Source organism: Cystobacter fuscus, from assembly GCF_044360685.1.
GTDB lineage: Bacteria > Myxococcota > Myxococcia > Myxococcales > Myxococcaceae > Cystobacter > Cystobacter fuscus_C.
The window spans coordinates 2,251,918-2,277,636 of record NZ_CP043491.1 but is presented as its reverse complement, the minus strand read 5'-3'; the positions used below and the strand labels follow the sequence as shown (position 1 = coordinate 2,277,636).

Genomic DNA, 25,719 nt, shown 5'->3' with positions numbered 1-25,719 from the left:
AAGTGATTGGAGCAGTGAGTCACTTCGCGCGAACAAGAATCAGCCGCGCTCCGGCCAAGGTGCAGGAGGTCATCCAGGCCGAGGCCACCACGCTCGGGGTTCCGCTGGAGCAGGCCACCGCCGCCCTGCGCGAGGATCCGCAGCAGTACGCCCGCATCGAGCAGGTGGCCTGGCACCTGATGGCGGTCGGGTACGTCATGAACAAGGCCCAGGTGCACTTCGCGGGCGCCTGAGTCCCCGGCTCGCGCGGTCAGCACCAGCACTCAGCTCCCACCACGCACGCGCGAGCCCAGGTGTTCTGAGTGAAGGGCCAGCCAGTGGCCAGCGTTGGATGGGCCAGGTGGTCCGCGACTCGCCGCAATTGAACAGCCGTGAGCTCGAGCTTTTGACACGTCAAAGGACACAGCTGACGTGTCAAACGACGCGGCTGACGCGTCGAGAACCGCTGCGTCGGACCCCGGACCGGACCGGTCTGCGCGGGGGAGCTCACCTCGCCGAGCGGGTCCGGTGGCATCGCTATTGCTGACGCTCCGGAGTGAGCCTCCGCCGCAATCGGGGGGATTGTTCAGGAAGGGCTCAAGAGTCGTCACTCAATTCTGCTCAACCGGCTGCCTCTCCGTGCAGCCAGACGCCAGCCGTGAACCGCGAGGTACGCCCATGATTTCCCGTCGATCAATCCTGAAGCTCATCGCACTCTCCGGCCTCGGCTCGACAGCAGGCTCGCTTGGTTGCAAGAACGACGACGCGCCCGAGGGCGAAGAGACGGCGTCGACCTTCGACTACATCGTCATCGGCTCGGGCGCGGGCGGCGGTCCGGTCGCCGCGCGGCTCGCCGAGGCAGGCTTCCAGGTCTGCGTGATCGAAGCCGGTGGCGATCGCGGCGACAACTTGAACTATCAGGTTCCGTCCTTCCACGCGCGGTCGGCCGAGGAGCCCTCGATGCAGTGGGACTACTTCGTCGATCACTACTCGGATCCCGAGCAGGCCAGGCGCGATCCCAAGCTCTACTCAGACCCGAACGGCGTCGAGCATCGCAAGGGCATCTTCTACCCGCGCGCCGGCACCCTCGGAGGGTGCACCGCCCACAACGCGATGATCACCATTCGTCCGCATGACGCCGACTGGGACGACATCGCACGGCTCACCGGTGACGACTCGTGGGCGGCGAACCAGATGCAGCCTTACTTCGCCCGCCTGGAGCGCTGCGACTACGCCGACGCCGATCGCGTGCATGGCACCGAGGGGTGGCTCGGAACGAGCCTGGGAAACACCGCGAGCCTGGTCCTCGAGAAATTCGACGACTCCACCCTCGGTCAGCAGACGATCGGCAACCTGCTCTATCAGGCGGCGATCGCCACGCAAGAGCTCTCCGAGTCGGAAAACCCCGCGGCGGCTCTCAAGGAGTTGTTGCAGCGCGATGTCAATGGAGACATCGCCGAACGTGACACCCTCGAGGGGCTCTATGCGATCCCAGTGGCGATTCAGGGCGGCCTCCGCAACGGTACGCGTGAGCTCCTCCTCGACGCTCGTCAGCGCAGCCAGCGCCTCACCCTCAAGCTGAACACGTTCGTTACCCGCATTCTGTTCGGAGAGGAGCTGGTCGACGGCAAGCTGGTGGCGAAGGGAATCGAGGCCACGACGTATCCCGATGGCAAGCAGGTCTATCGGGCGTCGCCGCTCGCCGACGGAAGCACGGAGGGCACGGCCATCAAGCTCTATGCGCGCAAAGAGGTCATCCTCTCGGCCGGTGCCTTCAACACGCCGCAGCTCCTGATGCTGTCGGGGATCGGCCCGAAGGACCACCTCGAGGAAATGGGCATCGCCGGCCCGCGGACCGTCTCGGGCAAGACGCTCTCCATCGTCGATCTTCCGGGCGTCGGCGGAAACCTCCAGGATCGTTACGAGGTCACCGTGCTCGGCGATCAACCGGAAGGAAAGCCGCTCGAGCTCCTCGCCGACTGCACGTTCACCACCACCGGCAACACGGCGGAGGATCCTTGCTTCGCGCAATGGGCCGCCGACAAAAGCGGGCCCTACGCCAACAACAAGTGCGTGGGGGGCATCGTCCTGAGATCGGAGTCGGCGCGCACGGCGGGGCTCCCCTCGGACCTGGTGATCTTCGGACTGCAGTCGGGCTTCCTCGGCTACTACCCGGGCTACTCGAAGGGCCTGCCTCAGCCCGGTGGTGCGCCGCCGCCGCCGCCCAACAACGTCTCGAAGGCGCGCTTCACCTGGACTGTTCTCAAGGCCCACACCTCCAACACAGCGGGCACCGTGCGTCTTCGATCCGACCACCCGTTCGACGTTCCGGCGGTGAACTTCCGCTACTTCGAGGCAGGCACCCCGCACGCCGCGCTGCCGGATCTGGACGCCGTGGCCGAAGGCGCGGAGCTCGCGCGCGACATTCTCGAGAGCGCGGGGATGACCCCCGCCGGAATGATGCGCGACGTTCCCAAGACGCGCGAGGCGGTGCGGGACTTCGTGCGGGACAACGCGTGGGGCCACCACGCCTCGTGCACCTGTCCGATGGGTCCGAGCGATCCGACGGGAGTCGACGCGAATCGCTTTGTCCTCGATAGCAAGTTCCGGGTGCGCGGCACGCAGGGCCTCCGGGTCGTGGATGCATCGATTTTCCCGAAGATCCCCGGCCTCTTCATCGTGACCGCGATCTACATGGCGAGCGAAAAGGCCGCCGACGTCATCCTCGCCTCGGCCTGAGTCGTCGCCGAGCATCACCACCGGCGCTCGCAGCGCCGCATGATGATGGAGGCAGCGGGAAGCGAACCCGCCGTCCCGTCCCGCTCAGCGCACCGGAGGCGGATTGCGCTCGGTGAAGCCGCGCTGGTGGAAGTAGGGGTAGGCCAGCGTCGTGGCGCTCGCGGCATCCAGACGCGCCACCTGCTCGGGCGTCAGGTTCCAGCCCACCGCCGCCAGGTTCTGCCGCAGCTGCTCCTCGTTGCGCGCGCCGATGATGACGTTGGACACCGTGGGCCGCTGCAACAGCCAGTTGAGGGCGATCTGCGGCACCGTCTTGCCCGTCTCCTTCGCCACCTCGTCCAGCGCATCCACGACCCGGTAGAGGTACTCGTCCTCCACCGGCGGGCCTCCCTGTGCCGTCGTCTCCGAGCGCATGCGGCTGGTCTCCGGCGGCGGCTGGCCCCGGCGGATCTTCCCCGTCAGCCGGCCCCACCCCAGCGGACTCCAGACGATGGCGCCCACGCCCTGGTCCAGCCCCAGCGGCATCAGCTCCCACTCGTAGCTGCGCCCGATGAGCGAGTAGTACGCTTGGTGCGCCACGTAGCGCGCCCAGCCGTACTTCTCGGACACGGCCAGCGACTTCATCAGGTGCCAGCCCGAGAAGTTCGAGCAGCCGATGTAGCGGATCTTCCCCGCGCGCACGAGCTCATCCAGGCAGCTCAGCGTCTCCTCCACGGGCGTGGAGGCGTCGAAGCCGTGCAGCTGGTAGATGTCGATGTAGTCGGTGCCCAGCCGCTCGAGACTGCCCTCCACGCTGCGGATGAGGTGGTAGCGCGAGGAGCCCACGTCGTTGGCGCCCTCTCCCATGCGGAACGTGCCCTTGGTCGAGATGATGACCCGGTCGCGGCGGCCCTTGATGGCCTGCCCCAGGATCTTCTCCGCGAGGCCGTCGGAGTAGACGTCGGCCGAGTCGAACATGGTGAGCCCTGCCTCGAGCGAGATGTCCACCAGCCGCGTGGCCTCCGCGACCCCGGAGGTGCCCATGCCCTTGAAGAACTCGTTGCCCCCGCCAAACGTCCCCGTCCCCAGGCTCAACACGGGGACCTTGAACCCTGAACCACCCAGCCGTCTGTATTCCATGTGGCCTGCTGCTCCTGAGAAAGGGGCGCGGAGGGCGCCGCCAGCCCCGGTGCTTTCCCTCATCCCGCCCCGGGCGCCAAGCAGCGCCCCCCGGCCGCTTCCTATTGGAGAACAGTCCGCGCGTTGCGCCTCACGGCGAGTGGACAGTGCCCCAGCTCAGGAACGAGTCGTCCGAGCGCAGCACCACGGTGTGTTGGCCTCCCGCGGAGAGCGCCACGAAGCTCGAGAGCGTGGGACCCGCGCCCGGCAGGGAGCGGGAGTTCAGGGTGCCATCGCCGAGCTGCCCGGCGGAGTTGTTGCCCCAGGACCACACCTTGCCGGGCGTGAGCGCCAGGGAGAACGAGGCGCCCGCCACGAGGCTCTGGACGCCCGAGAGGCCCGACACCTGGACGGGCCGCGTGCGCGAGGTGGTGGTGCCATCGCCGAGCTGCCCCGAGCCATTGTCGCCCCAGGCCCACACCGCGCCCCCCTCCGTCAACGAGAGCGCGTGCTGGGCTCCGGAGGCGATGGCCTGGACCCCCGAGAGCGTCGACACGAAGACCGGGAGGGTGCGCGAGGTGGTGGTGCCATCGCCGAGCTGCCCGGAGCCGTTGGCCCCCCAGGCCCACACCGTCCCATCGGCTCGCACCGCCAGGGAGTGTCCGGAGCCGCCCGCGACGGCCACGACATCGACAAGCTCCTTCACCTGCATGGGGACGGCGCGCGAGGTGGTGGTGCCATCGCCGAGCTGCCCGGAGCCATTGGCCCCCCAGGCCCACACCGTCCCATCGGCTCGCACCGCCAGGGCATGGTTGCTGCCCGCGGCGATCGCCACGACATTGGTGAGTCCAGACACCCGCGCCGGCGCGGTCCGTGCCGTGACGGCGCCATCGCCGAGCTGCCCGGAGGCGTTGTCCCCCCACGCCCACACGCCGCCATCACAGCTCAGCGCCAGGGAGAAGAGCGCCCCGGCGGCCACGGCCTCGATGCACTCGGGCCCGGTGAGCCAGCGCGGGGACGTCTGGGTCGCCGAGCCCTCGTAGCCGAGCTGTCCCCGGGTGTTGCTCCCGAAGCTGAACACGGAGCCGTCGGAGGACACGGCCAGCACATGCTGGGCGCCCGAGGCGAGCGGCACGGTGCGCGGATAGCCCACGGCCCGCACCGGCACGGGCGAGGCGCTGGTGGCGCCGTTGCCAAGCTGTCCGAGGGAGTTGTCGCCCCAGGCCCAGACGGTGCCATCCGCGCGCAGCGCGAAGGTCGTGCGCAGGCCGGACGCAAAGCCCTGGACGCGCGCGAAGCTCGGCACCCGCCGGGGCGTGCTCTCCGACACCAGGGTGCCATTGCCGAGCTGGCCGGAGACATTGCGGCCCCAGGCCCAGAGCATGCCCGTGGTGTCGAGCGCCACCGTGTGGCTGCCCCGGGTGGAGAGCGCGACAACGGTGGCCGGCAGGGAGACGCGCGCGGGCACCGGGCGCGCGGTGGTGGTGCCATCGCCGAGCTGGCCGTTGCTGTTCTCTCCCCAGGTCCACACCGAGCCGTCCGCGCCCAGCGCCACCGAGTAGGAGGGACCCGCCACGATGGCCTGGATGCCCGCCGGCAGGCCAGTCACCCGCCCCGGCACGTTGCGCGACGTGGAGGTGCCATCCCCCAGTTGTCCGTAGACGTTGTCCCCCCAGGCCCACACCTGGCCCGCGCTGTCCAGCGCCAGTGAATGGAAGAGGCCGGCCGCCACGTGGGTGATGACCCCGAGGCCGGGCACCACGGCGGGGGCCCGCGGGCCGCGCGGAGTCGCTCCCGCGCCGAGCTGGCCATAGCTGTTGTCTCCCCAGGTCCACACCGTGCCATCGGAGAGCCGTGCCAGCGAGTGGTAGGTGCCCGCGGCGATCTCCGTGGCCCCCGCCACCCCGGGCACCTGGGCGGGGCTGGGGCGCCGGCCGCCGGAGGTGTCCCCGAGCTGGCCATAGCTGTTGTCACCCCAGGCCCACACCGTGCCATCGGTGCGCAGCGCCAGCGAGTGGTAGCTGGAGGCGGAGAGGGCCCGCACGGACGTCAGGGTGGAAGACAGCCGCACCGGCGCCGGCCGGGAAACGAGCGTCCCGTCGCCGAGCTGGCCATAGGTGTTGTCGCCCCACGCCCAGACCGAGCCATCCGTCTGCCGCAGGAAGACATGGTGGTCACCGGCCGTCAGGGACGCGCCCGCCGTGAGCGACGGGACACGGCCCGGGAGCGCTCGCACACTCGAGCTGCCATTGCCCAGTTGACCGAAGCCATTGGCGCCCCAGCCCAGGGTGACATTGTCTCCGCGCCCTACCAGCGAGAAGGCATTGCCGCAGGCGAGGGCCTGGGCATCCGAGACTCCCGACACCTGCACCGGAACGCGCTGGACGCTGGTCCCCGTCTGGGCCGTCTGGGCCTGGGCGTTGTCCCCCCAGGCCCACACCGAGTCATCTCCGCGCAGGGCGAGCGAGTGGGAGGTGCCGCTGGCGAGGGCGACGACCTGGGTGAGGCCGGGCACCTCCAGGGGCAGCAGGGAGGAGACATCTCCGCCATTGCCCAGCTGGCCATAGGTGTTGTCCCCCCAGGCCCAGACCTTGCCACCCAGGGTAGTGGAGGACGCCGCCACGCTGTGCGAGCCCCCTCCCGCCAGGGCCACGATGCCCGTGAGACCCGTCACCCGAACCGGCGTGGAGCGCGAGTCGAGGGTGCCATCGCCCAACTGGCCAGAGTAATTCCCACCCCAAGCCCACACCGTGCCATCCCTCTTGAGCGCCAGGGAGTGGAAGTCACCGGCGGCGATGGCCACCACCTCCGTCAGCCCGGACACCTTCACCGGAGCGGAGCGGCTGGTGGACGAGCCATCTCCGAGTTGTCCGGCGGTGTTGTTGCCCCAGGCCCACACCGCCCCGTTGCTCAACGCCAGGGAGTGCAGGTTGCCAGCGGCGATGGCCGTCACGCCCGAAAGCCCCGCCACCTGGGCCGGCACCAGGCGCTGCGAGACGCTGTCACCCAACTGTCCATCCGTGTTGGTGCCCCAGGTCCAGACCGTGCCCTCCTCGCGCAACGCCATCGAGTGGTTGTTGCCGGCGGCGACGGCCGTCACCCCCGTGAGCCCCACCACCTGCGTGGGCGTCACGTGCTGGAGCGTGGAGCCATCGCCCAACTGCCCCTGGGCGTTGGCGCCCCAGGCCCAGACCGTGCCCGCCGGCGTCACGTACAACGAGTGGTTCAACCCCGCCGCGAGGCGGTAGGGCCGGCCCTGCACGGAGATGGCGGGAGAGCGCCGTTGGCCAGTCGCCCAGGCCCGCTCGCCCTCCTCGCCCACGCCACAGCCGACGCCAGGCATGAGCACGACCAGAAGGAGCGCGACCAGGGAGCTCCTCGACAAACGATGTTTCATCTTGAAATCCTTTTCTGCGTGCCTCGAATGGGGGCCGGCACGCGGAAGGGGGTCCTCCAGCGGCCTCTCGGGGGTTGGGAAAGCCGCCGGCTTTCGGGGCGGGAACGCCGCCCCTGAACCGGGGAATATCCGTATATGTGGATAAATACGATAGAGTTTCAACTGGGTGGGAGGAGACTCGCCCGCGGGGTGGGGGTCCACCCGGCCCCCGGGGCCAAGCGCCAGGGGGTCCGGTGGACGAAGGACAGCGCGTGCACGCGAGGGGAGCGCCCGAGAGGCGGCTGCACAACCCGCGCGGAGATGACTAGGGTGAGCCCCCCATGACGGTCTCCCCTTCCCGCCGACAGGCCGCGCTGGCGGCGCTCGCCCTGGATGACGACGCCCTGCTGCGCGCCTGCGAGGTGGAGTACTTCATCGCCTCCGGCCCGGGCGGCCAGCACCGCAACACCACCGCCAGCGGCGTGCGGATGACCCATCCCCCCACCGAGCTGTCCGTCACCGCCACCGAGCGCCGCAGTCAGGTGCAGAACAAGGGCGCCGCGCTCGAGCGGCTGCGCGCGGGACTCCAGGCGCTCACGTATGTGCCCAAGAAGCGCCATAAGACCCAGCCCACCAAGGGCTCCCAGCGGCGCCGCCTGGACGCCAAGAAGCGCGTGGGAGAGAAGAAGGCGCAGCGCAACAACAAGGATGGCTGGTAGGGGAGCACGCATGCCCACCCTGGAAGATGCCCTGGAGCTCGCGATGCGGGCCCACCGTGGCCAGCGAGACAAGGCCGGACAGCCCTACATCCTCCACCCGCTCCGGGTGATGGCGCGGTTGGACACCGAGACGGAGCGCATGGTCGCGCTGCTGCACGACGTGGTGGAGGACACGCCCTATACGTTGGAGCGGCTGCGCGAGCTGGGCTACGGCGAGGAGGTGCTGGGCGCGCTGGAGCGGCTCACCAAGGCCGAGGGCGAGGACTACGCGGCCTTCATCGAGCGTGTGCGGCCCCACCCCCTGGCGCGCCGGGTGAAGCTGGCGGATCTCGAGGACAACATGGACGTGCGGCGGCTGCCCGCCATCACGGCGAAGGACGCGGAGCGGCTGGCGCGCTACCGGGCCGCCTGGGCTCGGTTGAAGGACACCTGACGCGCCGCTCATGCCAGGCGCCATGGCCAGCGCAACGGCAGACAGCGCCACCCCCACCTCATGGCGAATCCTCGCCAGATCCAGGAAGCCGCATGGAATGCCCCCCTCCCGGGAAGAATCCCTCCCAGGACGTGAAGCCAGAATAGCCTGGATTCGCCGGACTGAGAACACCCTCCGTGGAAATAAGGGAATGCGCCGGAGGGCGGACCGCGTCAGTTGAGGGAGTTCTTGAACACGCCGCGCCGGGCGCCGAACACGTCGGGGAACGGGCGAGGCTCCTCCTGACACCGGGGGGGACGGTCCGCGAAGAAATCCGCGAGGGCGCGCGTCACCGCCGTGGGCGCGCTCAGGTGGGGCAGGTGGCCGCGCGCCTCGATCCGCGCCAGCTGCGCGAGCGGGATGTGTTCGGCCAGGTAGAGGCCGACCTCGTCGGGCACGGCGAAGTCCTCGCCGGACTGGAGGATGAGCGTGGGAACCTTCAGCCGCGGCAGCTCCGCGCGAAGGTCGGACTCGAAGATGACGCGCGCGCTCGCCAGGGCGATGTCCGGGCGCATGGCGGAGAGCGTCCGGGCGAACTCCCGCGCCAGCTCCGGCATCTCCGGCATGTTCACCACCTGCTCGGCGAACCCTCCCGCCCAGGCGAGGAAGTTGGCCGACATGGTGGCGTAGAGCGAGTCGAGCTGGGCGCGCTCGAAGCCCCCCACGTAGCCCACGTCATTGAGGTAGCGCGGTGAGGCCTTGACGAAGACGAGCCGCTGGAAGCGCCGCGGCTCGGCGAGCGCCGCCAGCATGCCCACCATCGCGCTCACCGAATGCCCCACCAGGGTGGCGTCCCGCAGGTCCAACTCCTCACACAGCTCCAGCACGTCCTCCGCGTAGCCGTGAATCCTGCCGTGACGCTCCGCGCTGTAGGCGTTGAAGTCCGACCGGCCGCACCCCACATGATCGAAGAGGATGATCTGGTATTGGCTCTTGAAGGCCGCCACCTGATGCCGCCAGGCGCGCTGATCCGAACCAAAGCCATGGGCGAAGATGAGCGGCGGGCCCATGGCTCCCATGACCCGGACATTGAGCCGATCGTAGATGGACTGACGCATCGCGTTCCCCCCTGTAAAAACTTGACGGGTCAGCGTACTACGCGCTCCGAACCCCCCGGAAGGGCCCCCCTACCGGAAGACGAACGGCCCGGTGCACCCCCCCGAGGGAGCACACCGGGCCGTCATCAGACGCACATGTGCGCGCGAGCCTCAGCTCTTGGCGAGCTGGCGCATGACGTAGAGCAGGATGCCGCCGTGGCGGTAGTAGTCCAGCTCGTTGGGCGTGTCGATGCGGCAGAGCGCCGTGAACTCCTTGGTGCCGCCCTCGCCCGTGGCCTTCACGGTGAGCTTCTTCTGCGGCGCGAGCCCGTCGGCCACGCCGGTGATCTCGAACGTCTCCTGGCCGGTGAGGCCCAGGCTCTGCGCGTCCTGGCCCGCCTCGAACTGCAGGGGCAGCACGCCCATGCCGATGAGGTTGGAGCGGTGGATGCGCTCGAAGCTCTTGGCGATGACGGCCTTGATGCCGAGCATCGCCGTGCCCTTGGCGGCCCAGTCACGGCTGGAGCCCGTGCCGTACTCGGCGCCCGCGAGCACCACCAGCGGCGTGCCCTCCTGCTGGTACTTCACCGAGGCGTCGTAGATGCTCATGCGCTCGCACGTGGGGATGTGCACGGTGACGCCCCCCTCCACGCCCGGCACGAGCAGGTTCTTCAGGCGGATGTTGGCGAAGGTGCCACGCACCATCACCTCGTGGTTGCCGCGGCGCGCCCCGTAGGAGTTGAAGTCCTTGGGCTCCACGCCCTGCTCCATGAGGTAGCGGGCCGCGGGGCTCGTCTTGGCGATGTTGCCCGCGGGCGAGATGTGGTCCGTGGTCACCGAGTCACCCAGCAGCGCCAGCACGCGCGCGCTCTTGATGTCGGCGAGCGGCTTGGGCTCGGCGGGGATGTTCTCCAGGAAGGACGGCTTGCGCACGTAGGTGGACTTGGGGTCCCACTTGAACGTGCTGCCGCCGTCCACCTTGAGCTGCTGCCAGAGCGCGTCGCCTTCCATGGCGCGCGAGTACTGGTGGCGGAACTGCTCGGGCTTGACCGCGGTGGCGATGGCCTGGCGGATCTCCTCGTTGGTGGGCCAGATGTCCTTGAGGAACACCGGCTTGCCGTTGCGGTCCGTGCCCAGCGGCTCCTTGTCCAGGTCCTTGCCCACCACGCCCGCCAGCGCGTACGCCACCACCAGCGGCGGCGAGGCCAGGTAGTTCATGCGCACGTGCGGGTTGATGCGGCCCTCGAAGTTGCGGTTGCCGCTGAGCACCGCGGCCACCACCAGGTCACCCACCGTGACGGCCTCGGCCACGGGATCCGGCAGGGGGCCGGAGTTGCCGATGCAGGTGGCGCAGCCGTAGCCCACCACGTGGAAGCCGAGCGCCTCCAGGTAGGGCATGAGGCCGGCTTCCTTGAGGTAGTCCGTCACCACGCGGCTGCCGGGGGCGAGGCTCGTCTTCACCCAGGGCTGCACGTTGATGCCGCGCTCCACCGCCTTCTTGGCGAGCAGGCCCGCGCCCAGAAGCACCGCCGGGTTGGAGGTGTTGGTGCACGAGGTGATGGAGGCGATGACGACCGCGCCGTGGCCGATCTCGTAGGACTGGGCGCCGTTCTTCACGGTGACCGTCTGCGCCAGACGCTCGGGGGGCACCGGGGCCGCGGGAGCCTTGGCCTTGCCGCCGCCCTCGTCGTCCTCGCCCTTGCTCTTGCCCGCGGCGAGCATCTCCACGAGCGACTTCTCGTAGGAGGCCTTCATGTCCGTGAGCGGCACCCGGTCCTGCGGGCGCTTGGGGCCGGCGAGGCTGGGGACGACCGTGGACAGGTCCAGGGTGAGCGTGTCGGTGAAGAGGGGCTCGGGGCTGTTGGCCGTGTGGAACAGGCCCTGCTCCTTGAAATAGGCCTCGGCGAGCGCCACCGTCTCGGCCGGACGGCCGGTGAAGCGCAGGTAGTTGAGGCTCTCCTCATCCACCGGGAAGAAGCCGATGGTGGCGCCGTACTCGGGCGCCATGTTGGCGATGGTGGCGCGGTCCGGCAGGGACAGGCCGGTGATGCCCTCGCCGAAGAACTCGACGAACTTGCCCACCACGCCGCGCTTGCGCAGCATCTGCGTGACGGTGAGCACCAGGTCGGTCGCCGTGGCGCCCGCGGGCAGCTTGCCCGTGAGCTTGAAGCCCACCACCTGGGGAATGAGCATGGTGATGGGCTGGCCGAGCAGCACCGCCTCGGCCTCGATGCCGCCCACGCCCCAGCCCACCACGCCCAGGCCGTTGATCATCGTGGTGTGGCTGTCGGTGCCCACCAGCGTGTCCGGGTACACCGTGCTGCCCTGACGGAAGGCCACCTGGGCCAGGTACTCCAGGTTCACCTGGTGGCAGATGCCCACGTCCGGCGGCACCGCGCGGAAGTTCTTGAAGGCGTTCTGGCCCCAGCGCAGGAAGGCGTAGCGCTCCTGGTTGCGCTCGAACTCCAGCTCCGCGTTGGCCCGGAATGCGTCCGTGGTGCCGAACACGTCCACCTGGAAGGAGTGGTCGATGACCAGGTCGGCCGGGTTGCGCGGGTTGATCTTCGTGGGATCTCCACCCAGGGCCGCGAGCGCCTCGCGCATGGCGGCCATGTCCACCACCGCGGGCACGCCGGTGAAGTCCTGCAGGAGCACGCGCGCCGGGTGGAAGGAGATCTCCGTGTCGGGCTCGGCCTTGGGATCCCAGGCGAGCAGCTTGTCCACGTGCTCGCGCTTGACCACGCGGCCATCTTCGTTACGCAGCAGGTTCTCGAGCAGGATCTTCAGGGAGAAGGGCAGCCGAGCCACGGACGCGTGGTCCTTGCCCACCTTGGCGAGACTGTAGAAGTCATAGGAAGCCGAGCCCACCTTGAGCTGGCTCTTGCTCTTGAAGCTGTCCGTCATTGTCGGTGCCGTCCTTCTTTCCCACAGGAGGAATCGGGAATCTGAACCTGGGAATCCGAATCTGATTCCGAATCTGAAGCTGCGAATCTGCCGTCTTCTAGGCCCGCCGCCAGCGGCATGCAAAGGGATCCTTCGCCCGGCGGACTCAACCTTCCGCGAGCAGACGGGCCGTGCGCTCCAGGCGGTCCTTGGCCATCTGCATCAACATGTCCCGCATGGAGGGCTGGCTGGAGCTGAGGCGCTCGAAAGCCGGGCGGCCCAGCTTGAGCACCACGCTGGGCACGTCCGCGCGCACCGTGGCCGTCACCGGCTGGTCCAGCAGCAGGGAGATCTCCCCGAAGACATCCCCCTCGCGCAACAGGGCCAGGGGCATCTCGCTGCCGTCCGGGTGGACGTGGAAGGGCGTGCACCGGCCCCGCATCAACAGGTAGAGCCCGTCCCCCTTCTCCCCGGCGATCAGCAACGTGGCCCCCGCCGCCACGCGCTGAAGCTGGAACTCGCGGGAGAAGAGCCGCCGCTGCTCGTGGCGCAGGGACGAGAAGAGCGGGTGGGTGCGCAGCAGGTGGTCCGCCGCGCGCTTGCGGCAGAAGGCCCGGACGACCCGGTCCACCAGGGGGAAGCGCTGGGCGAGCTCCGTGAAGCGCGCCCGCGTCAGCTCCAAGAGGAGCGACGGCACCGACGGCATCACCGAGGACAGCCGGGGCCCCTCGGTGATGAGGGCCATCTCCCCGAACACCCCCCCCTCCACGATCGGCCCCTCCTGCGGTCCCCTCCCCTCCAGCAGCCGCATCACGTCCCCGCGGCCCTCCACCATGAAGAACATGGACGCGCCCAGGTCCCCCTCGCGAATCACCGGCAGGCCCGGCATGTACGTGCGCACCTCCACCGCCTCGAGCAGCGCCACGAACGCCTCCTGGCCCAGCATCGAGAAGAGCGGCACCGCCACGGGATCCTCCCGGTCCGGCAGCAGCTCGAGCTCCTGGGAGAGCAGCTCGCCCGAGGCCTCCACGGGCACGGGGGAGTAGCGCGCGTAGAGCTGGGCGATGAAGAGCTGGGTGCGGCTATGCCCCGGATCGAGCCGCATCAACTCCTTGCACGCCACGATGGCGCGCAACAGCTGGCTGCCCTGGGCCCAGTGTCTCGCGAGCGCCTCGCACACGCCGGCGGCTTCTCGGGCGGAGGTCTGCTGTTCGAGCCGCCGGATCTCGGCGAGCGCCGCTCCCACCCGGCCCCGTTCAGCGAGTCTCGTGGCAAACTCCCGCTCCTGGACCACTGGAGCTCCCACACAGGCATCGATGCGAATACTCACAGGCGTCGGACGCTAGCACTGAACCGCCCGGCGCTCGATGGGCATCAGCGATTGGGCAGAGATTGACGCCCCGTCAAGGCCGGGGAGAACAGATCTCCCACCTTATCCAGGCGCTTGCGCAGGGTGCCCAGCGTGAAGCGCGAGGGCTCCAACCGGCGCGTCACCTCCGACCACGCGAGCGGTGTGGACACGGGTGCGTGCGGTAGCGCACGCGGAGAGTAGGGCGCCACCACCGTCTTGCCCCAGGCGTTCTGGTCCGCGTCCAGGTACAGCCGCCCCTGGCGCCGCGACTTGGAGCGCTCGGTGGTCGCCAGCTCCGGGTACTCCTCCGAGAGCGCCGCGAAGGTCTCGTGGGCGAACGCGCGCACCTGCTCGTAGGTGTGGCCCGGGGACAGGGGCACCAGCACGTGCAGGCCCCGCTTGCCGGACGTCTTCGGCACGCTGACCAGCTCCAGCCGCTCCAGGTAGCGCCGCAGCCCGGTGGCCAGCTCGATCAAATCCCCGAAGGTCCCCCCGGGGCCCGGATCCAGGTCGAACACCACCCAGTCGGGCTGCTCCAGGTGCGGCACCCGGCTCGACCACATGTGCAGGGTGAGCGCGGACTGGTTGGCGAGCCACAACAGGGACTCGGGCCGGTCCACCACCACGTGGGACAGCTCGCGCGTCTCGTGGGAGATGCGCACCGTGGTGAGCCCCTCCGGCACGTGCTCCACGCCCTGGCGGAAGAAGCCCGGCGCCTTCACGCCCTGGGGCCACTGCTGCAGTGTGAGCGGCCGGCCCGCCAGCGCCGGCACCATGAGGGGCGCGACGTCCTGGAAGTAGCGGTACACGTCCGCCTTGGTGTAGCCCGGCTCGGGGAAGAGCACCCGATCCCCGTGGGTGAGCCCCACCAGGGCCGCGCTGGCCCCCTTCTTCGCCGGAGCCGGCTCCTTCTTCTTCGCCGCGGCGGCCTGCTTCACCGGGGGCGCCTCCTTCCGGGAGACGGCGGATCTGCCCGCGGAGCGCGCTCCCGGGCGGGACTTGCGCCCCGTTTCCCGGTGGGGACCCCGGCGAGCGGGCCGCTCGATGGGCCGCTCCCGGACACACTCCTCGGGGCGCTTGTCGCTCCGCAGCCCCTGGAAGGAGGGATGACGCAACCGCCCATCCTCGGTCCATTCGGTGAACGCCACCTGGGCCACATGGCGAGGCTTCACCCAGATGGCCTCCTCGTGATGCAGGGCGTCACGCACACGCGGAGCCTCCTGAACGGGGGGCTTCTTCACCTCGTCGCGCGACAGCAGCTCGCGCAGCTCCCGCCGCACCTTCGTCGTGTACCCCGTACCCACCTTGCCCGCGTAGCGCCAGGCCGTCCCCTCGCGCACCGCCACCAGGAGCGACCCCAGCTCGGGCCGCTCGTTGGCCATGGGCGTGAAGCCCACGATGGCCACCTCCTGGTTGGCCTGGACCTTGAGCTTGAGCCAGGTCTCGCCGCGGCCCGGTGAATAGGGAGTCCCCAGGCGCTTGGCCATGACGCCTTCCCAGCCGCGCCGCCGCGCCAGGGCCAGCGCCTGCCGCGCGCTGCCCTCCACCCGCTCGGCGATCTGCAGAGGCGCCTTCACGCGCGCCAGCAACCGCTCGAGCCGCTCACGGCGCTCCTCCAGGGGCAACGGCCGCAGGTCCTCCCCATCGAGCCACAGCACATCGAAGATGACGTAGCGTTCCTCGACCCCCTTGCCGAGGAGCTGGAAGCGGGAGCGGCCCTCGTCGTCCAGGGCGACGAGTTCCCCGTCCACCACCGCCTCGTGCCCCCCGAGCGCCCCGAGCGCCCGGACGACCTCGGGGAAGCGCGCCGACAGATCCTTGCCGCCGCGCGAGTGCAGCGCGACCTCGCCCTCGCGAAACGCGGCGAGCGCGCGGAACCCATCGTACTTCACCTCGTAGAGCCACTCGCCCTGCTCGGTGGACTCCACCTGGGCGAGCGTGGCGAGCATGGGCGCGCCCACCTTCTCCAGCAGCGCCTCGGGAGAGAGGGCCCGTGCCTTCTTCGCGCGGGTGGGACGGGAGACGCGCACGGGTTTGGCCTCGGAGGTGCGCCGGGTGCGCCGTGCGGGGCCGTGGGTGACGCGCTCGCCGGACTTCACGGACTCGGGGTGCTCCTCGGTGACGTCGTAGCCGGGGCGCTCGGTGCCATCCTTGGCCTTGAAGCACAGCCATTGGGCCTTCTTGCCCATGGGACGCGTGCGGATGAGGTGCCACTCGCCCTGGAGCTTCGTGCCCCGCAGCAGCACGTGCAGCCGCCCCTTCGCGAGCTGCTCGGAGGCCTGCCCGGGAGGCACCGTGTCGAAGGTGCCCGACTCCCACAGCAGCGAGTCTCCCGCTCCATAAGCCCCATCGGGGATGCGGCCCTCGAAGGTGGCATAGGCCAGGGGGTGGTCCTCGGTCTGCACCGCGAGCCGCTTCTCGGACGGATCGTAGCTGGGGCCCTTGGGAATGGCCCAGCTCACCAGCACCCCGTCGATCTCCAGCCGCAGGTCATAGTGCAGCCGCGTGGCGTCGTGCTTGTGCACCACGAAGATGGGAGCGTCCCGCGAGGGCGAGGCCTCGACATCGGGGCCGGGCTCCGAGGTGAGGGAGAAGTCACGCTTCTCGCCGTAGGTTCCCAAACGCTTCCGAGCCGAGGGTGTCGAACGTCGCGGGGTCGCCATACCAGGTAAGGGTTGGCACTCCCTACCCGACTGGCAAAGCGGCGCCGCCGCCCGCTTCCCCTACCTCGACCGTCACCCGGCGCGGAGCACCCTGGGGGTGGGGTTCGCGCCCGCCTACCCCAGCCCCTTGTCCAGGAGCAGCTCCCCGAGCTGCTGGAAGCCCGCGCGATGGGACGCGAGGAAGTCCGCGGCGAGCTCGGGCGGGGGCTTCTCCCAGCGCATCTGCCCGGCGTCCTCCCACCGGCAGAGCACGAGCTGGGAGCGCACCTGCTCCGGCGACTCGAAGGAGAGCGCGTCCAGGAGGATGGGGTTGGGGCTGGTGAGGAAGACCTGACGGGGGCTCAGCGCCTCGATGCAGTAGGGCAGCCACGGGTGGGGCAGGCCGTTGACGAGCTCGTCGGCGATGGCGACGTGCTCGACACAGTCCAGGTAGTACAGGAAGGACAGGGTGCGCTTCTGCCCGTAGCTCAGGTGCCTGTCGGGAAGCGTCCACCCCGCGCGATGGGTGAAGTGGAACGCCTGACGTCCGGACTTGCGCGCCCCCACACCCTCCTCCCCGGGCAGCCGGGTGAACTCGAGGACCGCGGCGGCCGTCTCGAAGTCCAGCAGGCTGGCCAACTGGCCCAGGAAGGGAAGCTGACGCTCGTCCAGGACATAGCGGTCCTCATCCCAGCGCTCCCCCGCGAGCTCCGACACCCGCTCGGCGAGGACCTGACCCAGGGGCGAGCCCTCGATGCGCACCCGGCCATCCGCGCCACGCACCAGGCCGATGTCGAGCTGCCGCAGCAGGGAATAGAACTCCAGGGACTCGTCGAAGCGGCGGGCCTCGGCATCGGGACAGAGCACCAGCACCACCTGCGCGAGCAGCTCCCGCCGGGGATGCGCCACGTCGATCCACCCAGAGAGTCCGCTGAACAGGTGACTCCACAGGCACGTGCCCACCGGGGGCCCCTCGGACAGGGGCACGTCCACGCCCACCTCCGCCTCCACGCGGATGACGCGCGCGGCCTCGTCGACCACGAAGGTGAGCGGCGGTGCCACGGAGCCGAAGGAGATCTCCACCCGGGCGAACAACACGGACCGCGCCTCCCGCTCGGCCTCGGAGGAGGGACGGTGCTCATGCCGGATGGCGAAGTGCGCCCTCACCTCCCCCTCGGAGAAGCCGTACTCCAGATCGAACTCGTCCTCCAGCAGGTCGGAGAAGTCCGCGCTGAACATGGCCGCGACGAGATCGAGCAACGAACTCTTCCCCGTTCCACTCTGCCCCAACAGGACATTACAGACGGGATCGAACGCCAACCGCGTCCCGGGTTTCACCTTTCGGAATTTGTTGAGCTGGAGCCACTGGAGTTTGATCATGGACTGAGAGCCGTTTGGTCCCAAGGGGACTGCAATGGTTGTTTATTCATTGACATGAATGTCGGGTTTTGCTTCGGGGTCGACCTGCTCGATGTCGAAGCGTCGCTGCTCACCTTTGGGCGGCTCGACGGCGGCCATGAACTGCGGATCATTGAGGACAACACTGCCCGGGCCGTGGTCCACCAGCGCCGGGTCCACCAGGACATTTGGAAACGAAAAAGCCTCTCGCGTCAGAAGGCCATACACCATCTCCGCGGTGCTCACGGCGGCGCCACAAAAGGGCAGCCATGAGCCATCCGGAAGTTGGACTCGGTCGAACTCGATATAGACCCGCATCCGAGTGGTCACCGCCTGTCCCGCGATGACCAGGTATCGAGAGTGCTCACCCTCAAAGGGATACATGTGGGCCGTGATGGGACCCGGCTTGACGTTGAGCCCCCCTCCTTCGGTCAGGGGCTTTCTGCGCGAGACGGAGGAGACCGAGGGGCCCGGCTGGATGTAGCTGTCGTACATGTAGTCAGGCAGGAATCCCAGCTTCTGGGGAGTCTCAATCGCCTCGGGGGGACACCGCTTGAGGTAGCCACTGGGATCCGGACGCACGGTGGGGGCCGTGGCACAACCCACGAACTGGACCAGGGTCGTGCCCAGCAGGACGCGCAACAGGGCACAGGCACGCGAGGGAACCTCCGCCGAGGTGTCGGCGGCGAAATGAGTCGGAAGGGACGAAGGGACTGGCACGGGTTGCACTCCTTGTTCGGCGGGCCTCGGCGAGACCGGCACGGTGGACTCCACACGAGGGAGGATCCCGCCTCCCGCGTGGAGAAGGAGCCACCCTCCCCACCCAAGCAACCCCATCCCGAGCATCAACACCAGGAACACCTTCATCCAGCGGCGCGGTCCCCGCTCTCGTGCCGAGGACCCAGCCCTTCCAGCAGACCCCCGGACCGCGCGCTCTCGCACCAATGCCGACTCCTGCCCGGAGAACGCCCTTCCCGGGATCCGCCACGAGGGCGACTGCCCCTCTTCCGCCCGGAGCCGTTGCAGTTCCTCGCGCACGGCGCTGGCGCTCGGCGGACGTCGTGACGGCTCCTTCGCCAGCAACCGCATGGCGAGCGAGCACAAGGACGCGGGAGCCTCGGGGTTGAGCAGCCGGGGCTCCACGGGCGGCTGGGTGAGGATGGCCACCAGCAGTTGGTCCACCGGCAGCTTCGGGTCGAAGGGATGATGGCCCGTGAGCGCTTCGTACAGGAGGACGCCCACGGCGTAGAGGTCCGCGGAGGGATGGGCCTCGAAACGAGCGCCCTTCTGCCGGGCCTCCTGACTCATCACGAAGCGGATGGCCTCTGGCGGCTGGCAGTACATCGTGCCGGGAGCAATCCCCTCGGTCAGCGGAGGCGCGCAGGGAAGGTGGACGGCCCCGAAGTCGATGAGGAAGGGCCGCGAGTCCTCGTCACGCACCAACACGTTGTCGGCCTTGATGTCCCGGTGGCACATGCCGCGCGCGTGCATGGCCTCGAGCGGACGCAGCACCTCGCACAGCACGTCCACCCATTCGAAGGGAGTGACGCGCCCGCGACGGCACCACTCGATGAAGGTCACTCCCGGGACGTAGTCCGTCACATAGAAGGAGTAGCCCGTGCGCGGCTCCGGCCATCTTCCCCACTCGTGCACGGGCAGCAGGTTGGGATGAACCAGGTGTTCCAGGGACACCGCCTCACGCCGCAACCAACCATCCACCCGGTCCTCGTCCGCGTCCGAGGCGGGTTGCAGCGCCACCTTCAAGGCGTAGTAGTGGCTCCCGCGCTCCGCCAGGAAGACCATGGAGAAGCCGCCCACGCCCAGACGGCGCAGGAGACGGTACTCCCGCACGTGGTCCCCGGGCCGGAGCTGGTTGGGGTGAAGGGGCTTGCTCATGGTGCCGACCTCGACCGGCTCAGGGGTAGCGAGAGCGAGCCCTCCGCGGCCCCCTCGCCTCTCAGCACCACCTCCAGATGGGTGGCCCCCTCCGGGAGGACCGACACGAAGGTGTACTGTCGAGGGTAAGAGGCTGACGACCGCGAGGAGACGCGCAGGACGGGCAAGGGCACGACAGACCCATCCTCCATGACGGAGCGCAGCAGGAGGCGCTTGCTCACGTCGGCGGAGGGCAGTCGCTCCCAGAGGAGAAACGAGACGAAGACATGGTGGCCGAGCCGCAAAACGGAACGGAGCCGCACCAGGGTGTCTCCACTGTTGAGGAGACGTTGACCCGGCGGGGCCATCTCGACGGGCTCCGCACGTGCTGCATTGAGGAGCCGGACCATGTCGCCAGGTCCCTCTTCGACTTCGACAGGAGCGGGCGGGTGGAGCAGGAGCCCGACCTGGGTATCCACCTCGTCGCGGACGGAACTCAACGCGAGGAAGACCAACCCTCCCCGCGCCAGGGGAACGGAGACCAGGAGCCGCTCACCCTCGGGAAGATCCTCGGAGGGAAGGATGAGGAAGGACGAGCCCTCCACGGCGATGAGCCGGACGTGGCCGTGCTCGTTCTCAAGCCGTGGCCCCTCGGGACTCAGGCGCTCGTCGAGGGAGACGAGCGTGGGAGTGCCACCCGCGACATGCACTTCGCGGGGAGCGCCGCTCGCGTCGGCGGAGACCCGCACGGTGCGCTGCCGGGACATGCGTCCGGCGCTCCGGTCCCCAGCGAAGACCGGTACGGAGGCGAGTAGAAGAAGCACGAGGAGAGCCGAGAAAACGGAGCGCACGCGAAGCCTTCGTCGTGAAAGCGGGCGGGCAAGGTATTCGGGATGGCGCTCGACCGGCAAGAACTCGTTGACTTTCGAGGTCAGGTGCTAGAAGGTGACTTCTGGAATCAACTCCGGTAAAGAGAGGGCGTCGTCCGGAAGGGACGCACGCTGTCACACGCCGTGCGGGCGGAACCATGGCCTGCCCATCACCTGGTGGAAGAGTCCACGTCTGGGATTGACGGGGTGAAGCCAGAATCCATCACAGACGAGTGGATTCAGATGAGCCGGCGGAAGGCGTACAGCACGCGCTCGAGCGCCTTGCGCCACAGGGGCCGCTGGCGGAACACGGTCAGGTCCACCTCGCGGCAATCCTGGCAGTCGCCGCGAATGGCGCTCTCCAGCTGGAAGCCCAGCCGAGGATCGGTGAAGACGGCGTTCGCCTCGTGGTTGAAGGCGAGTGACAAGCGCTCGAGGTTGAACGAGCCGATGGTGCCCCACACGCCGTCCACCACCGCCGTCTTGGTGTGCAGCACGCACCGCTCCCACTCGAAGATGCGCACGCCCGCGGTGAGCAGCTTCTCGTAGAAGGAGCGCGTGGCGTTCATGATCCACGGGTGGTCGCCCCGGGCGTTGAGCAGCAGGCGCACCTCCACGCCCCGCTGGGCGGCGTCGCGCAGCGCGGCCACGAGCTTGCGGTCCGGCACGAAGTAGGCGGCCGCCACCAGCACGCTGCGGCGGGCGCGGGAGATGGCATGCAGGTAGGCGCGGTGGATGCTCCGGCGGTTGGAGAGCACCGCCAGGCCCACGCCGCCCCGGCCCTGGGACTGGAGCTGCGCGCGCACCTGCTTGCGCCGGCGGCGGCCCTCGCGCCAGGAGCGGAACTTGTCCTGGAAGGCCATGCGCCAGGTGGCCACGAAGCGGCGCTCCAGCTCGTACACCGCGGGCCCTTCCACCCGGAGCACGTCATCGCGCCAGCAGTCGCCCCCCTGCCCCTTCGGGGCCCAGTGCACGGCGATGTTCACCCCGCCGATGAAGGCCACCTCGCCATCCACCGAGAGGATCTTCCGATGATCCCTCCTCAGCAGGTGGCGCAGGCCCCGGCCCAGGCTGCTGAAGGGCTTGAAGGGACGGATGTCCACGCCCCGCGCACGCAGGGACTCGAAGAAGTCGCCGCGGCTCGACCAGGAGCCCAGGGCGTCGTACAGCACCCGCACGTGCACGCCGCGCTCGGCCGCTTCCGCCAGGGCCTTGCCGAACAGCTCGCCCACCGCGTCGGACAAGAACATGTATGTCTCGAGGTGGACATAGCGGCGCGCGTTGCGGATGGCCTCCAGCATGGAGGGGTAGACCTCCACGCCGTCGCGCAGCAACTGGCAGGCGTTCCCCTTCAACGGAGAGTGCGAGGGGGGCAGGTAGTAGCGGGCGAGCAAGGCCGTGGAAACCTCTGCGTTCCAGCGTGGGGTGTTGGCGGGCGGACGAGCGGGGATCCGCCCGGGCCCCTCCAGCGCCCCACTGCTGACCTCCACCCCACTGCCCCCTTCCCGCTCACGCATGGTGGGACAAGGGTGGGAACGCCAGGGCGATCTGGCAACCTTACCGGGTCATTGACTGATTTCCGCGCGCTTCATCTCCGCCTTCTGGGCACAGAGCTGATCCGTCTCGTCCGGGAAGTACTCGCGCGTGTGGTCCAGGGTGGCGTTGGCTTCCTGCCACTTGTTCTGGTTGACGTAGCGTTCCACCTCCAGCATGAGCTTGGCGCACACCTTGTCCAGCTCCTTCTGGGCGTCCTTCATGCGCTCACGCGCCTCGTAATAGAGGTCCGGACGGGGCTCGGGGTGGGCTTCCAGCAGCAGCCACGCCTCGCGGAACGACTTCCAGCCCTCGTAGCCGTTGCGCGCGCCCACCATGACGTTGTCCATGTTCTTGCGCCCGCGCGTGTACGCCTTGCGCGCCTCCTCCAGGAGCTGCTCGGGGGAGATCTCCGGCAGCGGCACCCGCTCCAGCCAGATGTTCCAGATGCGCCAGGGGTCCTCCCCAGGCGGATTCTTGGTGTTGTCGAAGGTGATGCGGTTGAGCTCCCCCTTCTTGAGCAACTGCCAGGGGATCATGATCTCCAGCACCCGGTCCTGACTGGCCAGGGTGTCCGGAGGCACCTTGCCCAGGTCCACGCCGTTGACCGTGACCACGAGCTCGCCCTCGGAGATGCCCTGCGCCTGGTAGTGGAGGATGGCGAGCGTGCGAGTGGCGGCGGTGTACTCCCACTCGAAGACCTTCTGGTCCGTATGCTCCCAGTCCACGCCCTCGCCCAGGCCGAAGGAGTCGGTGATGATCTGCTTGTTGGCCAGACCCACCGGCTCCTCGCCGCGCTGCACGGAAGGCCCGGTGTCGAGCACCAGCCAGAAGACGAGCGCCACGAGGCCCAGCGCCAGCACGCCGCCCAGGGCCATGATGCCGCGGCGCACGTTGGTGCTCGCATCGAGCCAGAAGAGCTTGATGTTGGCCACCAGGCCCGGGGACTCGCGCCGGATGCGGGCGCGCTCCGCGGCGGACAGGGAGGAGCCGGCGGGCGCACCGGCGGCACCGGTGGAGCGCGCCACCGCGCTGGAGGAGGAGGCCGGACGCCGGGAGGGGGGCGCCGCGGGAGCCGACTCCGGAGCGCGCGCCAGGGCCGCGGCGGAGGCGGCGCCGCCCCGGGCGGGGCGGGGAGGAGGAGCACCCGGAGGCAGCGCGGGCTGCACCCCGGTGCGCGCGCGCGGCATGGCGCGGGTGGAGCTGCGCCGCGCGGCGTCGAGGGTCTCCGCGTCCGCGCCCTCGGGTGCCAGGGCCTCGCCCCGGTTGCGCTGGCGCGACACGGCCTCCACGGACACGATGCGCGTGCTGCCCTCATCCACCGTGACCTCGGCCCCAGGCGAGGTGGCATCCTCGACCACCGGCTTGAAGACGAACACCACCGGCCCGAGCGACAGCTGGGCCCCTTCGTCCAGGGCCAGCTTCTCCTTCACGGGGACCAGCGTGCCATTGACGCGGGTGCCGTTGGAGCTGCCCATGTCCTCGACGTAGTACTGGTCCGCCTCGGAGAAGATGCGGCAGTGGCGGCGGGAGATGCCCGCGTCGTACAGGACGACATCACACTCGGCGACACGACCGATGAGGACGGAGTCCTGTTCGAAGACGAACTCCTTACCCGCCTCCTTGCCCTCGGCGATCGTCAGCTGGAAGCTCATGAAACCCTCAGACTCCTAGCGCGGCCTTCGCCGCTCGCGCCACGGCCGCACGGGCCGAGGCAGGCTCAAGCACCTCGGCCTCGCCGCCGAACGATAGCACCCACTGCGTCAACCAGCGCTCGTTGTCTCCGGCGACCCGCACCTCGACGCTCCCGTCCGCGAGCAGGCGGGCGTCCTCGCCGAAGCGCTCCCGGACGTAGGGAGCGACCAAGGGGGTGAAGAGGACCCGGACATCCGCGTCGCGGCGGGCGGGGTTGGGCACCTCGGCCCGGGCGCCCTCGCGTGGCTGGAACAGGGTGGTGGTGAGCGAGAGCGCCCCCATGCGATCCACCCGGAAGAGCCGCTCGTCCTCGCGGGTGAGGCAGAAGGCCTGCAGGTACCACTGGCCGCGGTGGCTGAGCAGCTCGAGCGGCCGGACGCGCCGCGCCTCGGAAGCGCCCCGTCCGGGAGCCGCGTAGTCGAACGTCACCTCGTAGCGGCCGTGGATGGCCTGGGTGAGCGGCCCCAGGGCCTCGGGGGCCTCCAGCGCGGCGTCGATCTTCCGGTACATCTCGCGGAAGCGCGCCCCCGCCCCCGGAGGCAGCACGCGCTCGAGCTTCTCCACCGCGCCGCGCAGCGTGTCGCCGGCCGCCGGACGCAGCAGCTCCGCCGCGGCGGCCAGGGCCGAGGCCTCGCCCACCGTCAGGCGCGGAGGCGCGGACAGGCGCTGATCCAGGTCCACGTAGACGCGGTCGTTCTCGACGTAGATGTCGATGTAGTCGTCCGGGTTGAAGGGGGGCCGGCCCACGCAGGTGAGCAGATCCAGGTCCTCAAGCAGGTGCTCCCGGCTGACGTTGAGGGCGCGCGCCAGCTCCTCCACGGAGATGCCCTGGCGCGAGGACACGTAGGGCACGAGGAACAGCAGGCGGCGCAGACGCTCGTGGACGCTCATGCCCGCACCTCGGGGGTGGCGGGCTTCTCGCCGTGTTTTTCCAGGATGCGCCGGGCCATGGCCGCCACGTCCTCGCGCGCCTTGTCCGGGGCCTCCACGTGGCAGTCCGGGCCGAGCTGGAGGCAGAAGCGCAGCAGGCCATCCAGGAACGTCACCGGCAGCGTCACGAGCATGCCCGTTGCCTCCGGGGCCGGGGTGACGTGCGCGCCGGGAAAGAGCGAGGCGGCGCGCGGGGCCAGCTCGCCGGTGAGGCGCAGGCGCACCTCCATGCGCTCATGGAAGCGGTGCTGCCAGGGGTAGCTGGCCACGTAGTCATCCGCGGTGAAGTTCGCGGGCACCTCGAAGTCCGGGGTGCGCGGCCGGGAGGTGTTCACCTTGAGGGTGCGGATGCGGTGCACGTGGAAGGTGCGGATGCCCTGGCGCAGGTGGCAGTAGCCCACCAGCGTCCAGATGCCCCGGCGCAGCGCCAGCCCGTACGGCTCCACCCGGCGCTCGGACAGGTCGAGCCGCTTGGGCGAGCCGTAGGTCATCTGGACCCACTTGCGCGCGGCGCACGCGCTCCAGAGCTGCTCCAGGTACGCGGCCAGCCGGGGCCCGTCCTGCTCCACGCCCAGCTCCATGCGCACCCGGGGCGTGGGCAGCGCGTCGCCGGCGAAGAAGCCAATCTTGCGCAGGGCATGCGACAGGTCGTCCCGGCCGGGAAAGGCCCCGGAGGTGAGCGCGGCGCTGCCCGCGGCATAGAGCACCGCCAGCTCCTCCTTGGTGAGGTCCACCTCGGGCAGGTAGTAGGCGTCGCGGTCGACGATGTAGCCATCCTTCCGCTCGTCGTCGCCCTGGATGTAGGTGAGCGGGAAGCCGAGCTCCAACAACTCCGCCTTGTCGCGCTCGAACTTGCGCTCGGCGGCGTCGTCGGAGGTGCCCCGGTAGTCCTGGGGGAAATGCTCGCGCAGCTCCGCCCAGGAGATGGGTTCCCGAGCGTCCAGGAACAGGGCCACGAGATCAAGGAGACGTTCGGTCCGGTCCATTCGGAAGGTCTTCGACAATGCGCAAAAGGCTCACGCCGGGTCAAGGCAAGGACGCCCGGAGACGGACGGATGCCCGCCGCCGTTGCCCGCCTCCCGTGGATCTACTCGGCGCCAGGGGCCCTGGACAGCTTTTTACT

17 protein-coding genes are annotated in these 25,719 nt (G+C 69.5%); 4 read left to right on the top strand and 13 right to left on the bottom strand.

From position 1 onward, the window contains the following. Positions 1-14 precede the first annotated feature (14 nt). Both F0U63_RS09445 and F0U63_RS09440 read left to right on the top strand, forming a co-directional pair. Positions 15-233 (top strand): hypothetical protein, encoded by a 219-nt coding sequence (locus F0U63_RS09445; RefSeq protein WP_395845563.1) that lies wholly within the window; start codon positions 15-17, stop codon positions 231-233. Between the two features lie 424 nt (positions 234-657). Continuing rightward, on the top strand, positions 658-2,718 hold the full coding sequence (locus tag F0U63_RS09440) for a GMC family oxidoreductase (RefSeq protein WP_395845562.1): 2,061 nt from the start codon (positions 658-660) through the stop codon (positions 2,716-2,718). A gap of 84 nt (positions 2,719-2,802) precedes the next feature. Here the strand turns inward: F0U63_RS09440 and F0U63_RS09435 are convergent, their stop codons facing one another. Together F0U63_RS09435 and F0U63_RS09430 are read right to left on the bottom strand one after the other, a co-directional pair. Continuing rightward, positions 2,803-3,837, bottom strand: a complete 1,035-nt coding sequence (locus tag F0U63_RS09435) for an aldo/keto reductase (protein ID WP_395845561.1) — start codon at positions 3,835-3,837, stop codon at positions 2,803-2,805. Between the two features lie 130 nt (positions 3,838-3,967). After that, on the bottom strand, positions 3,968-7,213 hold the full coding sequence (locus F0U63_RS09430) for an RCC1 domain-containing protein (protein ID WP_395845560.1): 3,246 nt from the start codon (positions 7,211-7,213) through the stop codon (positions 3,968-3,970). A gap of 320 nt (positions 7,214-7,533) precedes the next feature. On the opposite strand from F0U63_RS09430, the gene F0U63_RS09425 reads away from it, so the two are divergent. Continuing rightward, positions 7,534-7,911, top strand: a complete 378-nt coding sequence (locus F0U63_RS09425; RefSeq protein ID WP_395845559.1) for a peptide chain release factor-like protein — start codon at positions 7,534-7,536, stop codon at positions 7,909-7,911. Between the two features lie 10 nt (positions 7,912-7,921). Beyond that, on the top strand, positions 7,922-8,344 hold the full coding sequence (locus F0U63_RS09420) for an HD domain-containing protein (protein WP_395845558.1): 423 nt from the start codon (positions 7,922-7,924) through the stop codon (positions 8,342-8,344). 212 nt (positions 8,345-8,556) lie between these two features. Here the strand turns inward: F0U63_RS09420 and F0U63_RS09415 are convergent, their stop codons facing one another. The 11 genes from F0U63_RS09415 to F0U63_RS09365 form a co-directional block, all read right to left on the bottom strand. After that, a complete protein-coding gene (locus tag F0U63_RS09415; protein ID WP_395845557.1) occupies positions 8,557-9,441 on the bottom strand; it encodes an alpha/beta fold hydrolase in 885 nt (294 codons plus the stop codon). Positions 9,442-9,591: 150 nt separating this feature from the next. Continuing rightward, on the bottom strand, positions 9,592-12,324 hold the full coding sequence (gene acnA, locus F0U63_RS09410) for an aconitate hydratase AcnA (RefSeq protein WP_395845556.1): 2,733 nt from the start codon (positions 12,322-12,324) through the stop codon (positions 9,592-9,594). 145 nt (positions 12,325-12,469) lie between these two features. After that, the gene (locus F0U63_RS09405) at positions 12,470-13,549 is read right to left on the bottom strand and encodes a cyclic nucleotide-binding domain-containing protein (RefSeq protein WP_395845555.1); all 1,080 of its coding nucleotides are present in this window, start codon (positions 13,547-13,549) and stop codon (positions 12,470-12,472) included. Positions 13,550-13,677: 128 nt separating this feature from the next. Next, a complete protein-coding gene (ligD, locus tag F0U63_RS09400) occupies positions 13,678-16,275 on the bottom strand; it encodes a DNA ligase D (protein ID WP_395845554.1) in 2,598 nt (865 codons plus the stop codon). Positions 16,276-16,431: 156 nt separating this feature from the next. After that, the gene (locus tag F0U63_RS09395) at positions 16,432-17,556 is read right to left on the bottom strand and encodes a hypothetical protein (protein WP_395845553.1); all 1,125 of its coding nucleotides are present in this window, start codon (positions 17,554-17,556) and stop codon (positions 16,432-16,434) included. Between the two features lie 162 nt (positions 17,557-17,718). Beyond that, entirely contained in the window at positions 17,719-19,590 is a 1,872-nt protein-coding gene (locus F0U63_RS09390) for a serine/threonine protein kinase (RefSeq protein ID WP_395845552.1), read from the bottom strand. Continuing rightward, a complete protein-coding gene (locus tag F0U63_RS09385; RefSeq protein ID WP_395848345.1) occupies positions 19,587-20,393 on the bottom strand; it encodes a DUF2381 family protein in 807 nt (268 codons plus the stop codon). The genes F0U63_RS09390 and F0U63_RS09385 overlap by 4 nt, the downstream gene beginning before the upstream one ends. A 284-nt stretch (positions 20,394-20,677) precedes the next feature. Then, a complete protein-coding gene (locus F0U63_RS09380; protein WP_395845551.1) occupies positions 20,678-21,832 on the bottom strand; it encodes a phosphatidylserine/phosphatidylglycerophosphate/cardiolipin synthase family protein in 1,155 nt (384 codons plus the stop codon). 171 nt (positions 21,833-22,003) lie between these two features. Further along, entirely contained in the window at positions 22,004-23,626 is a 1,623-nt protein-coding gene (locus F0U63_RS09375; protein WP_395845550.1) for an FHA domain-containing protein, read from the bottom strand. A 7-nt stretch (positions 23,627-23,633) separates the two neighbouring features. Continuing rightward, complete coding sequence (locus tag F0U63_RS09370) at positions 23,634-24,557, bottom strand: helix-turn-helix transcriptional regulator (RefSeq protein WP_395845549.1); 924 nt, start codon at positions 24,555-24,557, stop codon at positions 23,634-23,636. Continuing rightward, entirely contained in the window at positions 24,554-25,582 is a 1,029-nt protein-coding gene (locus tag F0U63_RS09365) for a helix-turn-helix transcriptional regulator (RefSeq protein WP_395845548.1), read from the bottom strand. The genes F0U63_RS09370 and F0U63_RS09365 overlap by 4 nt, the downstream gene beginning before the upstream one ends. Positions 25,583-25,719: the final 137 nt, after the last annotated feature.